At 73.1% G+C, this 11,843-nt stretch carries 11 protein-coding genes and 1 pseudogene; 8 read left to right on the forward strand and 4 right to left on the reverse strand.

Features of this window, described 5'->3' with window-relative positions; genetic code table 11:
• Together ACFVVO_RS26135 and gnd are read left to right on the forward strand one after the other, a co-directional pair.
• Positions 1-189, forward strand: a pseudogene (locus ACFVVO_RS26135) (glucose-6-phosphate isomerase); the annotation flags it as partial.
• Between the two features lie 7 nt (positions 190-196).
• Complete coding sequence (gene gnd / locus ACFVVO_RS26140; protein WP_390058027.1) at positions 197-1,081, forward strand: phosphogluconate dehydrogenase (NAD(+)-dependent, decarboxylating); 885 nt, start codon at positions 197-199, stop codon at positions 1,079-1,081.
• Positions 1,082-1,153: 72 nt separating this feature from the next.
• On the opposite strand, the gene ACFVVO_RS26145 is transcribed toward gnd, so the two are convergent.
• Positions 1,154-2,947 carry a bifunctional sugar phosphate isomerase/epimerase/4-hydroxyphenylpyruvate dioxygenase family protein gene (locus ACFVVO_RS26145; protein ID WP_390058028.1) on the reverse strand — a complete coding sequence of 598 codons (1,794 nt, stop codon included), beginning with the start codon at positions 2,945-2,947 and terminating at the stop codon, positions 1,154-1,156.
• Between the two features lie 65 nt (positions 2,948-3,012).
• A complete protein-coding gene (locus ACFVVO_RS26150; RefSeq protein ID WP_390058029.1) occupies positions 3,013-3,891 on the reverse strand; it encodes a shikimate dehydrogenase in 879 nt (292 codons plus the stop codon).
• Between the two features lie 142 nt (positions 3,892-4,033).
• On the opposite strand from ACFVVO_RS26150, the gene ACFVVO_RS26155 reads away from it, so the two are divergent.
• Complete coding sequence (locus ACFVVO_RS26155) at positions 4,034-4,699, forward strand: TetR/AcrR family transcriptional regulator (protein WP_390058030.1); 666 nt, start codon at positions 4,034-4,036, stop codon at positions 4,697-4,699.
• A 222-nt stretch (positions 4,700-4,921) separates the two neighbouring features.
• Positions 4,922-6,277 (forward strand): MFS transporter, encoded by a 1,356-nt coding sequence (locus tag ACFVVO_RS26160; protein ID WP_390058031.1) that lies wholly within the window; start codon positions 4,922-4,924, stop codon positions 6,275-6,277.
• Between the two features lie 165 nt (positions 6,278-6,442).
• Here ACFVVO_RS26160 and ACFVVO_RS26165 read toward each other — a convergent pair whose 3' ends face one another.
• Positions 6,443-7,039, reverse strand: coding sequence for a TetR family transcriptional regulator C-terminal domain-containing protein (locus ACFVVO_RS26165; protein ID WP_390058032.1), 597 nt, complete (start codon positions 7,037-7,039; stop codon positions 6,443-6,445).
• A gap of 96 nt (positions 7,040-7,135) precedes the next feature.
• Between ACFVVO_RS26165 and ACFVVO_RS26170 the strand changes: the two genes are divergently transcribed.
• A complete protein-coding gene (locus ACFVVO_RS26170; protein WP_390058033.1) occupies positions 7,136-8,050 on the forward strand; it encodes an NAD(P)-dependent oxidoreductase in 915 nt (304 codons plus the stop codon).
• A gap of 2 nt (positions 8,051-8,052) precedes the next feature.
• On the opposite strand, the gene ACFVVO_RS26175 is transcribed toward ACFVVO_RS26170, so the two are convergent.
• The gene (locus tag ACFVVO_RS26175; protein ID WP_390058034.1) at positions 8,053-8,493 is read right to left on the reverse strand and encodes a PPOX class F420-dependent oxidoreductase; all 441 of its coding nucleotides are present in this window, start codon (positions 8,491-8,493) and stop codon (positions 8,053-8,055) included.
• A 99-nt stretch (positions 8,494-8,592) separates the two neighbouring features.
• On the opposite strand from ACFVVO_RS26175, the gene ACFVVO_RS26180 reads away from it, so the two are divergent.
• The 3 genes from ACFVVO_RS26180 to ACFVVO_RS26190 all read left to right on the forward strand — a co-directional run bounded on the left by ACFVVO_RS26180 (position 8,593) and on the right by ACFVVO_RS26190 (position 11,828).
• Positions 8,593-9,177 (forward strand): TetR/AcrR family transcriptional regulator, encoded by a 585-nt coding sequence (locus tag ACFVVO_RS26180; protein ID WP_390058035.1) that lies wholly within the window; start codon positions 8,593-8,595, stop codon positions 9,175-9,177.
• On the forward strand, positions 9,174-10,535 hold the full coding sequence (locus ACFVVO_RS26185) for an MFS transporter (RefSeq protein ID WP_390058036.1): 1,362 nt from the start codon (positions 9,174-9,176) through the stop codon (positions 10,533-10,535). Before ACFVVO_RS26180 ends, ACFVVO_RS26185 begins: the two co-directional genes overlap by 4 nt.
• A gap of 69 nt (positions 10,536-10,604) precedes the next feature.
• Positions 10,605-11,828, forward strand: coding sequence for a serine hydrolase domain-containing protein (locus tag ACFVVO_RS26190; protein ID WP_390058037.1), 1,224 nt, complete (start codon positions 10,605-10,607; stop codon positions 11,826-11,828).
• The last annotated feature ends 15 nt before the right edge of the window (positions 11,829-11,843 follow it).

Below are 11,843 nucleotides of genomic sequence, written 5' to 3' on the forward strand. Positions count from 1 at the left end.
CTCTACGAACACAAGGTGTTCGTGCAGGGCGCGGTGTGGAACATCGACTCATTCGACCAGTGGGGCGTGGAGCTGGGCAAGGTCCTCGCCAAGCGCATCGAGCCCGCCCTGACCGAGGGCGCGGCCGTGCCCGGTCTGGACCCGTCCACCACGGCCCTCGTCGCCGCCTACCGTTCTCTCAGGAAGTGAATAGATCATGCAGCTCGGTCTCATCGGTCTCGGCAAGATGGGCGGCAACATGCGCGAGCGGATCCGCCGCGCCGGCCACACCGTCATCGGCTACGACCGCAACCCCGAAGTCTCCGACGTCAAGAGCCTCGAAGAGCTGGTCGAGAAGCTGGACGCACCGCGCACGGTCTGGGTGATGGTCCCGGCCGGCACCGCCACCCAGGGTGTCGTCGACGAGCTCAAGGACCTGCTGTCCGAGGGCGACACGGTGGTCGACGGCGGCAACTCCCGCTGGACTGACGACGAGAAGCACGCGGCCGAACTGGGCGTCAAGGGCATCGGCTTCGTCGACGCCGGTGTCTCCGGCGGCGTGTGGGGCCTGCAGAACGGCTACGCGCTGATGGTCGGCGGCGACAAGGAGCAGGTGGAGCGGCTCCAGCCGCTCTTCGAGGCGCTCAAGCCGGAGGGCCCCTACGGCTACGTCCACGCGGGCCGGGTCGGCGCCGGGCACTTCTCCAAGATGGTCCACAACGGCATCGAGTACGCCATGATGCAGGCCTACGCCGAGGGCTGGGAGCTGCTGGAGAAGGTCAAGTCGGTGGACAACGTCCGCGAGGTGTTCCGCTCCTGGCAGGAGGGCACCGTCATCCGGTCCTGGCTGCTGGACCTCGCGGTCAACGCCCTGGACGAGGACGAGCACCTGGGCAAGCTGCGCGGGTACGCGGAGGACTCCGGCGAGGGCCGCTGGACCGTCGAGGCCGCCATCGACAACGCCGTGCCGCTGCCCGCCATCACCGCCTCGCTGTTCGCGCGGTTCGCCTCCCGGCAGGACGACTCCCCGCAGATGAAGATGATCGCCGCGCTGCGCAACCAGTTCGGCGGCCACGCCGTGGAGTCGGCGAAGAAGGACTGACCGCGGGGCGCCTGCGGCGCCATCCCTGGTACGCGGCCCGGGTCGTCTCCGGCGACCCGGGCCGCGGTGCGTTCAGCGCGGGGCGTGCTGCGCGGCCAGCCGTACCGGGGCGTTCGCGGCGCCGTAGCCCCGGTGACCCGCGTCGCGCTGCACCAGTTCGAAGAAGACCCGGCCCACGGTCACGGTGTAGCAGTGCCGGAAGGCGCCGCCCGCGTCCCGGTCGTAGAGGATGCCGAGGTCCCGGTACGTCTCCAGCTCGCCGGCCTCGAACTCGTACCGGGCGGCCAGGTCGTCGTAGTAGTTGGCGGGCACGGGCAGCAGCCGCCCGCCCGCCGCGCGGAAGGCGCGGGCCGCGGCCACCACGTCGTCGGTGGCGAGCGCGATGTGCTGGGCGTGCACGGTGTCGTCGGTGGGCGCGGCGCCGACGGACAGGGCGATCCGGACGCTGCCGTCGGCGTTGCTGACGGCGCGGCTGCGCAGCAGGCCGTAGGGGTCGGCGAGGTCGACGCTCTGCTCGGCGTCGAGGCCGAGGACGCTGCGGTGGAAGAGGGCCGCCTCGTCGAAGTGGTGCCAGGGCTGGGTGAGGGCGAGGTGGTCGACCCGGGTGGCGCCGGGCGCGGCGGCTCCGCGGTCCGGCAGGTCCTCGAAGTCGGCACGCCAGTCGGGGAGTCGGTCCCTTCCGGTGGCGCAGAAGAACAACTCGGTGCCGTCGGGGGCGGCCACCGCCTCCAGCGGGGCGTCCCCGGGGGCGCGGCGGCGGGGCAGGACGGGCGCGAGCAGGGCCTCGGCGCGGCGCGCGGCGGCGGCCGGGTCCGGGGACTCCAGGCCGATCGCGGCGAGCCGGGTGCCGTCCCGGCGCGCGGCCGGGCCGGTGTTGACGAGGACGCGCGCCCGGCCGGACTGCCACAGGTCGACGGGCTTGCCGCGGTGACGGGCGACGCGGGTGAAGCCGAGGGCGGCGAGGACGGCGGTGACCGGTCCGGCGTCCGCGGTGAGCAGTTCGGCGAAGGCGATCCCGGTGGGCACCACGGGTGCGGGCAGTTCCGCCGCGCCCGCGGCCTCCCGCAGGAGCAGCAGGGAGCGGTGGGCGTCCACTGCGGTCGGGCCGGCGTCGGCCTGCCGGAAGACGTCGTTGAAGACCTCCAGCGAGAGCGGGCCGGAGTATCCGGTGCGCAGCACGTGGCCGAGCAGGTTCGCCAGGTCGAAGCCGCCCTGGCCGGGGAAGCAGCGGTAGTGCCGGCTCCACTGCAGCACGTCCATGGCGAGCAGCGGGGCGTCGGCCAGCTGGAGGAAGAAGATCTTCTCGCCGGGGATGCCCGCGATGCCTTCGAGGTCCTTGGGTTCGGAGCCGCGGGAGAGGATGTGGAAGCTGTCCAGGCAGGTGCCGAGCGCCGGGTGGCCGGCCGTGTCGACGATGCGCCAGGCGTGCTCGTAGGTGTTGACGTGCCGCCCCCAGGCGAGCGCCTCGTAGGCGACCCGGATGCCGAACTCCCCGGCCAGGTCGGCGAGTCGGCTGAGCTGGCCGGCGGCGAGCGAGTCGTCGTCCACGGCGTGCGGGGAGACGCTGGAGCAGACCAGGACGGTGTCCGCGCCGAGCCGGTTCATCAGCTCGAACTTGTGCCGGGCGCGGCGCAGGTTGCGGCCGAACTCGGCCTCCGGCACCGCCTCGATGTCGCGCATCGGCTGGTAGAGGTCGATGGTGAGGCCGAGGTCGGCGCAGCGGGCCCGGATCTCCTCGGGGGTGAGCGGGCTGGCGAGCAGGTCGTTCTCGAAGATCTCCACACCGTCGAAACCGGCCCGGGCGGCGGCGGTGAGCTTCTCGGTGAGCGAGCCGCTCAGTGAGACGGTGGCGATGGACGTACGCATCCGGGTGCCTCTCTGCGTCGGGACTGCGTCGGGCGCTGCATGGGCGGCGACTGGGCCGTTCGGCGCTACTTCGGCGCGGTCACGGCGTCGGCCAGCTCGGTGAGGTCCGCGAGCATCCGCGCGCTGTCGGGTTCCCGGCCGGTGAAGAGCCGGAACGCGTCGGCGGCCTGGAAAGCGGCCATGCCGCCGCCGTCGAGGGTGGCGCAGCCGGCCGCCCGGGCGGTGCGCAGCAGCCCGGTCTCCAGCGGGCGGTAGACGACCTCCGCGACCCACAGCCGCGGACGCAGCAGCTCGGCGGGCAGCGGCAGGCCCGGGTGGGCGGCCATGCCGGTGGGGGTGGCGTGCACGATGCCGTCGGCGTCGGTCAGCAGCTGCGCCAGGCGGTCGTGGGTGGCCGGGGCCGCCCGGCCGTCGCCGAAGTGCCGGTTCAGGGACCCGGCGAGGGCGGCGGCCCGCTCCGGGAGGGCGTCGACGACGGTGACCCGCCCGGCGCCGAGCGTGAGGGTGGCGTGGGCGACCGCCGCGCCCGCGCCGCCCGCGCCGAGCTGCACGACCCGTTCCAGGGACACGTCCGGCAGGCCGCGCGCGAAGGAGGCTGCGAACCCGGTGACATCGGTGTTGTGGCCGACCGCGCGGCCGTCCTCGCCGAAGACGACCGTGTTGACCGCGCCGAGGGCACGGGCCTGCGGGGCGAGCCCGTCCAAGTGCGGGATGACGAGCTGCTTGCACGGGTGGGTGATGTTGAGCCCGTCGTATCCCAGGTCGCGGGCGGCCCGGACGAGGTCGCCCACCGCCTCCGGCGGGACGCCGAGGGTGTCGATGTCGATGGTCCGGTACAGGTAGCGCAGCCCTTGGCGGTCGGCCTCCCGTTCGTGCAGGGCCGGACTGAGCGACGGGCCGATGCCGGAACCGATCAGCCCGACGAGATACGAGTCCTTGGCCACGGGGACCTCCTGGCGCGCTGCCTAATGTACGAACTAGTACGTTAGCTATATCAGCAGTGGCCGTCTTCGGGAAGACCCGTACAGCCCGCGCCACCCCTGCTTCTACAATCACCGGCACTGGCCCTACGCCCGAAGGAACCCGATGACCAGCGTCGACGAACCGGTACGTCCCGGAGGGCGGACGCGGGACGCCGCCCGCACCCAGGCCGAGATCCTCGACGTGGCGACCCAGGAGTTCGCCCGGGCCGGCTACGACGGCGCCCGGGTGGACGAGATCGCGGCCCGCACGCGCACCACCAAGCGGATGATCTACTACTACTTCGGCGGCAAGGAACAGCTCTTCACGGCCGTGCTGGAACGGGCCTACGGCGTGATCCGCGAGGCCGAGCAGCAACTGGACGTCGACCACCTGGACCCGGTCGCGGCGATCCGGCGGCTGGCCGAGGTGACCTTCGACCACCACGAACAGCACCCGGACTTCATCCGCCTGGTCAGCATCGAGAACATCCATGGCGCCGAGCACATCGCCGCCTCCGAGAAGCTCGGGCGGATCGGCTCCCCGGCCCTCGAGGTGATCCGCCGGATCCTGGCCGCCGGGCAGGAGTCGGGGCTGTTCACGGCCGACGTGGACGCCGTCGACCTGCACGCGATGATCAGCTCGTTCTGTTTCTTCCGGGTCGCCAACCGGCACACCTTCGGCGCGCTGTTCGGCCGCGACCTCGTCGACCCGGCGCAGCGCGAGCACTACCGCGCCATGCTCGGCGACATGGTGATCGCCTACCTCACGGCGGAGCGGGCCGCGGACTGAGCCGCGGCTCCCGGGGCGGCGCCCCCGAGTCGCATTCGCCCGCCGGATGCGGCGACCGGGGTCGCGCACGGCCCCTTGACAGTGGGGAAACACGGGCGCAACATCCCACCCACCACGACTAACTATCCAGTGGGTTAATTAGCAGCCGTGATCCGGCCCTTCGCCCCGCCGCTCACTCCCCCTGCCGTCCGTAGGGTGGAGTCTCCCCGAAGGAGCACCGCCGTGTCCGTCCCCGCCCCCGCCTCCGCCGAGGCCCCGCCCGGCCAGCCCAGGAAGGCCGCCCTGGCCGCCTGGATCGGCAGCGCGCTCGAGTACTACGACTTCTTCATCTACGGCAGCGCCGCCGCGCTGATCTTCCCGAAGGTGTTCTTCGACGCCACCGACCCGGCCACCGCGACCCTCCTGTCGCTGGCCACGTTCGGCGTCGCCTACGCCGCGCGGCCCGTCGGCGCGCTGTTCCTCGGGCACTTCGGCGACCGTCTCGGCCGCAAGAAGATCATGGTCTTCACACTGCTCCTGATGGGCCTGTCGACGTTCCTGATCGGCTGTCTGCCCAGCCGCGCCCAGGTCGGCTCACTCGCCCCGGTCCTGCTGGTGCTGTGCCGGATCCTGCAGGGGATCTCGGCGGCCGGCGAGCAGGCCGGCGCCAGTTCCATGAGCCTCGAGCACGCGCCGCCCGGCCGGCGGGGCTTCTTCACCAGCTTCACGCTCAGCGGCACACAGGGCGGCCAGCTCATCGCCACCCTGGTGTTCATCCCGATCGCCCAACTCCCCGAGGACCAACTGCTGTCGTGGGGCTGGCGGGTTCCGTTCTGGCTGAGCGTGGCGGTCGCGGTCGTCGGCTACGGCATCCGGCGCCGGCTGGAGGAGACCCCGGCCTTCGCCAGGCAGGCGGCGACCGGGGGCGTGGCCCGGCTGCCGCTGGCGGTGCTGCTGCGCGAGCACTGGGCGGACGTGCTGCGGGTGATCGCGGGCGCGCTGGTCGCCTCGGTGAGCACGATCTTCACGGTGTGGGCGCTGGCGTACGCGACCAGCGACGCGGTCGGCATGTCCCGTACGTCGATGCTGTGGGTGGGGGCGCTGGCCAACGTCGTGGCCCTGGCCGCGATCCCGCTGTGGGCGACGCTGTCCGACCGGATCGGACGCCGTCCGGTGTACCTGATCGGCACGGTGGGCAGCGCGGCGGCGATGGTCGGCTACCTGTGGGCGATCTCCACCGGCTCCTACCCGCTGACCCTCGTCCTCGGGATCGTCGCGTTCGGCATCGTCTACAGCGCCGCGAACGGGGTGTGGCCCGCGTTCTACGGCGAGATGTTCGCGACCCGGGTCCGGCTGTCCGGCATGGCGATCGGCACCCAGATCGGCTTCGCGGTGGCCGGTTTCGCGGTCACCTTCGCCGCCGAGATCGCCGGTCCCGACGGTGCCGACTGGTCGGCCGTGGCCCTGTTCACCGCGCTGCTGTGCGTTCCGCCGACCCTCGCGGCGCTCTCCGCCCGCGAGACCCACAAGGTCCCGTCGGACCTGCTGGGCGAGCGAGCGGCCGGCGAGGAGCCGCACCCGGCGACGGTGTCGGCCTGAATCGACCCAGGCCAGGGCCCCGGACGCCGACGGGCTCCGGGGCGCGGCCGCGTCAGCGCGGCGATCTCTCGCCGAAGGGCGCCGCGCGGGCAGGGGGCTGCGGCCTTTCGAGGAGGGGCCGGGGTCGTATGCGGAGCGGGCTGCGATCTCGCCAGGAGAGCGGCCTCACGAAGAGTGGCCCGCCGCCGCGTCGAGCAGGGGCCCCAGTTCGCGGACCGCGGTGTCCAGCGGACGGACGTCCCGCTCGGCCCGGGCCATCAGGATCGCGCCCTCCAGGGTGCTGATCATCAAGGTGGCGAGGGAGTCCGCGCGGGCCGCCGGGACCCCCATGCCGGTCAGCGCCTCGGCGACCGGGCCGCTCCAGGCCGCGAACGCGCCCGCCGCCGCCTCGCGGGTGGAGTCGCCCGACGAGGCGCGGTCCACGGTCGCGGCGGCGACCGGGCAGCCGGCGGCGAAGCCGTCCATCCGGTACTCGTCCGTCCACTGCGCGGCCATCGCCGCGAACAGCCCGCTCGGCGTCGCCTCGTCCAGGCCCGCGAGGAAACGGGCGACGCGCTTGCCGGCGTAGCCGCCGGCCCACGCCACCGCCTCGTTGACCAGTTGCTCCTTGCCGCCCGGGAAGTAGTGCTGGAGCGAGCCGCGCGGTGCCCCGGCAAGGGCGGCGACGTCCCGCATACCGGTCGCGGCGACCCCGTCCCGCCGGATCAGCTGGGCCGCGCTGAACACCATCCGCTCGCGCGGTCCGTACCGCGACTCCGCCATGACGGACCTCCGATCGCTCTCACTCCTCACTCTATGACCGACGTCATAACACCCGCTACTATGACGACGGTCATAGGTTGACCCCGGAGGTCCCGCATGCGGACCTCCCCCGGAGCGAGGGGCGCCCCCATGAACGTCGGTTTCATCGGTCTCGGAGTGATGGGTCAGCCCATGGCGCTGCGGCTGGCGGCCTCCGGCACGCCGCTCGTGGTGTGGAACCGGACGCCCCGGCGGGCCGAGCCGTTGTGTGCGGCGGGCGCCGCGGTCGCGGCGGACGCCGCCGAGGTGTTCGCGCGGGCCGAGGCGGTGCTGCTGATGCTCTCCGACGAGGCCGCGGTCGACACCGTCCTCGGCCGCGGCACCCCCGGCTTCGCCGCGCGGGTCGCCGGGCGCGTCGTCGTCCACATGGGCACGACCTCCCCCGAGTACTCCCATGCCCTGCAGACCGACGTCCGGGCGGCCGGCGGCCGGTATGTCGAGGCGCCCGTCTCGGGTTCCCGCGTCCCGGCGGAGCAGGGCAGGCTGGTGGCGATGCTGGCGGGCGAGGAGTCCGCCGTGGACGTCGTACGACCGTTGCTCGCGCCCCTGTGCCGCGAGACGTTCGTGTGCGGTGCGGCGCCGAACGCGCTGCTGATGAAGCTGTCCGTGAACCTCTTCCTGATCACTCAGGTGACCGGGCTGACCGAGGCGTTCCACTTCGCCGAGCGGCAGGGGCTCGACCGTCGGCTGTTCCTGGACGTGCTGGACGCGGGCCCCATGGCCAGCGGGGTGTCGAGGATGAAGGCACCCAAGCTGCGCGAGCGGGACTTCGCGGTGCAGGCGGCCGCCCTGGACGTACTGAAGAACAACCGCCTCATCGCCGAGGCGGCCCGCGGGGCGCACCTGGCCTCGCCGCTGCTGGACGCCTGTCACGCCCTGTTCGAGGAGACGGTGTCCCTGGGGCACGGCGGCGAGGACATGGTGGCGGTGCTGCGGGCGATCGAGGCACGGACCGCCGCGACGGCGCCGTAGCCTCAGCGCTTCGGGATGCCGTACGCCCGCTCGACGCGCAACCGCAGCACCAGCCGGCGGTCGCGGACCATGGCGGCCCGGTAGTCGTCCCAGTCCGGGTGTTCACCGGAGACGTCACGGTAGAGCCGGACGAGTTCCTCGACGGTCTCGTCGTGCGGGTCCCGGGCGACCGGCGAGAGGTCGGCCGTGCCCTCGGCGACCGCGTAGGCCCACCGGTCGGCGGTGGTGACGTGGTACGACGCGCGGGGGTCGCGGCGCAGGTTACGGGTCTTGGCGCGGTCGTCGGTGAGCGAGACCCGGATGATCCGCTCGTCCGGATAGTAGACGTGGGTGACGTTGGACAGCTGGGGCCGGCCGTCCTTCTTGAGGGTGACCAGCACCCCGCCGTTTCCCTCGCCGAGCAGCTTCAGCAGTGCGTCGTCCTGCGTGGCGTCCTGAGTCATACCTGCGTCAACTCGGCGGGGCGGGCCGCGCATTCCCGATCGGGCCACGGAATCGAGGACGAGTAGACACTGTCTACGAATGCTTGGTAGACAGTGTCTATGACAACTGATCCCGACTCGGGTCTGCGGGCCCGCCTGATCGACGCCGGCGTGGCACTGGTGGCCGCCGAGGGGGCCCAGGCGCTGACGCTGCGGGAGATCGCCCGCCGGGCCGGGGTGTCGCACGGGGCACCCCGGCGCTACTTCCCCACTCACCTCGAACTGCTGTCGGCGATCGCCCGCCGCGGCTTCGCCGACCTGGGCGACCGGGTACGGGCGGCCCTCGACGGCGTGGGGCCCGACCCGCGCGGGCAGGTGGCGGCACTGGCCCGGACCTATCTGGCGTTCGCCCTGGACAACGCCGGGATGTACGAGCTGATGTTCCGTCATGATCTGCTGGAAAGCGGCCAGTTGGGTCTCCGTGACACCAGCCTGCCCCTCTTCGGGCTGCTCGCGGAGCTGACCGGTCTGATCAGGCCGGAGGCGGACGCCCGGCGAGTGGCGGGTGCCCTGTGGGCGAATCTGCACGGCATCGCCCAGCTGTGGCGCTGGGGAAGCCTGCGACTCGCCACCGGCGTCGACGACTTCGCGCCCCTGCTGGACGCGGCGCTGCTCGCCCATCTGGGCCCGGCGGACGCCCGGTGAACCGCCGGACGACGCTGGCGAGCAGTGCGGCGGGCGCCGTGCTCGTCGCCCTGGACGGCACAGTCCTCACCGTCGCACAGCCCTCCCTGCAACGGGCGCTGCACGCGTCGTACGCGCAGGTGCAGTGGACCAGTACCGCGTATCTCGTGGCGGTGGCGAGCCTGCTGGTGTTCGCCGGGCGGCTCGGCGACCGGTACGGACAGCGGCGGATGTTCGCCCTCGGCATGCTGGGGTTCGGCGTGGTGTCGGCGGCCATCGGTCTGGCGCCCGGGATCGGCTGGGTGATCGGACTGCGGGCGGCGCAGGGGGTGTTCGGGGCGCTGCTGCAGCCCGCCACGCTCGGCATGCTGCGCGCCGCCTTCCCGCCGGACCGGCTGGCGATGCCGCTCGCGGTGCGCACCAGCGCGATCGGTCTGGCGGCCGCCGTCGGCCCGCTGCTGGGCGGGGCACTGGTGAGCTGTCTCGGCTGGCGGGCGGTGTTCTTCCTGAGCGTGCCGCCCGCGCTGGGTTTCGGGCTGACGGCCCTGCTCCGGTCGGGACCGGAGCGGCCGGCGGCGAGCAGCGCCCCGCTCGATGTACCGGGCGCCCTGCTCCTGGGCGTGTCCCTGGCCTGTCTCGTGCACACCCTGGTCGCGCTGCCCGCCGCGACGACGGCCACGGCGGCCGGGCTGGGGGGCGCCGCGCTCTCCGGTGCCGCGTTCGTCCGGCACGAACGGCGGGCGGCGAGTCCGCTGCTGCCGCCCGGGGTGATCGGCTCACCGGCGGTCGGCGCGGCGCTCGGTGTTCTCGTCGCCGTGTCGGCCTCCCTGTTCGGCACCCTGTTCGTCGAGACGTACGTCCTGCAGCGCCGGCTCGGTCTCGATCCGTTCGACAGTGCCCTGCGCGGTGTGCCGCTGGCGGTGCTGATGGTGGTGTCCGCCCCACTGTGCCCGCCGCTGCTGCGCCGGGTGGGCGCGCGGTGCGCGGTGGCCACGGCGACGGCGGTGCTCGCCGTGGGCGTGCTCGTCCTGTCCCGGGCCACCGGCGCGCTCGCCCAGGGCGGTGCCTTCGCACTGCTGGGCGCCGGGTTCGGCACGGTGATGGTGGCGGCCACCCATGTCGTCGTACGGCGTGCGGACGTGGCAGTGGCCGGGGTGGCGGGCGGGCTGCAGCAGACGGCGCTGAACGTCGGGCCCGTGGTGGGGGTGGCCGCGGGCACCGCGCTGATGGGCGCGGGAGAGGGGACGGCGCTGCTGGTGCTCGCCGTGGTGGCCGCGGCCGCCGTGCCGGTGGCCTGCGCGCTGCCGGGGCGGGACGTCGTGTCGATCACACATACCTCGGCGGACGGGGTCCGTCCCGGCGTTCCTGCGCGACGATGAGACCGTGCGGCCGTTCCGGCGGGAATGGGGGTCGTGCCGCGCGGGGTACGACGTCACCGGAGGAGAGCGATGGCAGAGTTGCGACAGGAAGCCGACCCGGGTGAGGCCGGGCTGGACCCGAAGGCGCTCGACCGCCTGGACCAGCACTTCGCCCGCCTCGTCGACGAGGGGCGGCTGCCCGGCTACCTGGTCTCCGTTGCGCGCGCCGGCCGCGTCGCCCACCTCACCACGTACGGCCACCGGGACCGCGCGGCCGGGCTGCCGGTCGGGGCGGACACCCTGTGGCGGATCTACTCCATGACCAAGCCGGTCACCGCCGTCGCGGTGCTGATGCTGGTGGAGGAGGGCCGCCTGTCCCTCGACGACCCGCTCGAACGGCACCTGCCCGCGTTCGCGGGCCCGCGGGTCCACGAGGGCGGCTCAGCTGCCGACCTGCGCACCCGCCCGGCCCGCGGCCCCATCCTGATACGCCATCTGCTCACCCACACGGCGGGCCTGACCTTCGGCTTCTACTACCAGCACCCCGTCGACGCGCTGTACCGCGCGGCGGGCCTCGAATACTCGGTGCCGCCGGGCAAGGACCTCGCCGAGACCGTCGAGGTGTACGCGCGCATGCCGTTGCAGTTCGAGCCCGGCACGCAGTGGAACTACTCCGTCGCCTCCAATGTGCTGGGCCGGGTGATCGAGGTGGTCTCCGGGCAGCCCCTGGACGAGTTCTTCGCCGAGCGGATCCTCCGCCCGCTCGGCATGACCGACGCCGGTTTCCACATCAACGACGAACAGGCCGACAGACTCGCCGAGTTGTACGGCGAGACGGAGCACGGCGGCATCACACCGATCCCGGGACTGCCGGTACGGGTCCGGCCACGCTTCCTGTCCGGCAGCGGCGGCCTGGTCGCGTCCGCCGGGGACTTCCACCGGTTCATGGAGATGCTGCGCCGGGGAGGCGAGCTGGACGGCACCCGCCTGCTGTCCCCCGAGACGGTCGCGCTGATGACCCGCAACCAACTGCCCGGCGACGCGCAACTCGACGCCTTCGGCGCCCCCGTCCACCAGGAGCGCTCCAACGCGGGCCTCGGCTTCGGCTTCAACGTCTCCGTCGTCGTCGACCCGACCCGCACCCTCGCCCCGACGACCTCCGGCACCTACGGCTGGACCGGCGTCGCCACCACCGCCTTCTGGATCGCCCCGGCCCACGACCTGACCGTCCAGTTCATGACCCAGGTCCGCCCGAAGAAACTGAAGGTCTTCCCGGACCTGCGCCGCCTGGTGCACGAGGCCCTGCTCGACTGACCCCCGGCTACGGTC

Origin of the sequence: Streptomyces sp. NPDC058145 (assembly GCF_042884245.1) — a bacterium.
Lineage (GTDB): Bacteria > Actinomycetota > Actinomycetes > Streptomycetales > Streptomycetaceae > Streptomyces.

Bases quoted from the DNA above. Each gene is read 5' to 3' on its own strand.
- ACFVVO_RS26180 (WP_390058035.1), top strand. From the start codon at position 8,593: ATGACAACTGATCCCGACTCGGGTCTGCGGGCCCGCCTGATCGACGCC.
- ACFVVO_RS26170 (WP_390058033.1), top strand. From the start codon at position 7,136: ATGCGGACCTCCCCCGGAGCGAGGGGCGCCCCCATGAACGTCGGTTTC.
- ACFVVO_RS26175 (WP_390058034.1), bottom strand. From the start codon at position 8,493: ATGACTCAGGACGCCACGCAGGACGACGCACTGCTGAAGCTGCTCGGC.
- ACFVVO_RS26145 (WP_390058028.1), bottom strand. From the start codon at position 2,947: ATGCGTACGTCCATCGCCACCGTCTCACTGAGCGGCTCGCTCACCGAG.
- gnd (WP_390058027.1), top strand. From the start codon at position 197: ATGCAGCTCGGTCTCATCGGTCTCGGCAAGATGGGCGGCAACATGCGC.
- ACFVVO_RS26155 (WP_390058030.1), top strand. From the start codon at position 4,034: ATGACCAGCGTCGACGAACCGGTACGTCCCGGAGGGCGGACGCGGGAC.
- ACFVVO_RS26165 (WP_390058032.1), bottom strand. From the start codon at position 7,039: ATGGCGGAGTCGCGGTACGGACCGCGCGAGCGGATGGTGTTCAGCGCG.
- ACFVVO_RS26190 (WP_390058037.1), top strand. From the start codon at position 10,605: ATGGCAGAGTTGCGACAGGAAGCCGACCCGGGTGAGGCCGGGCTGGAC.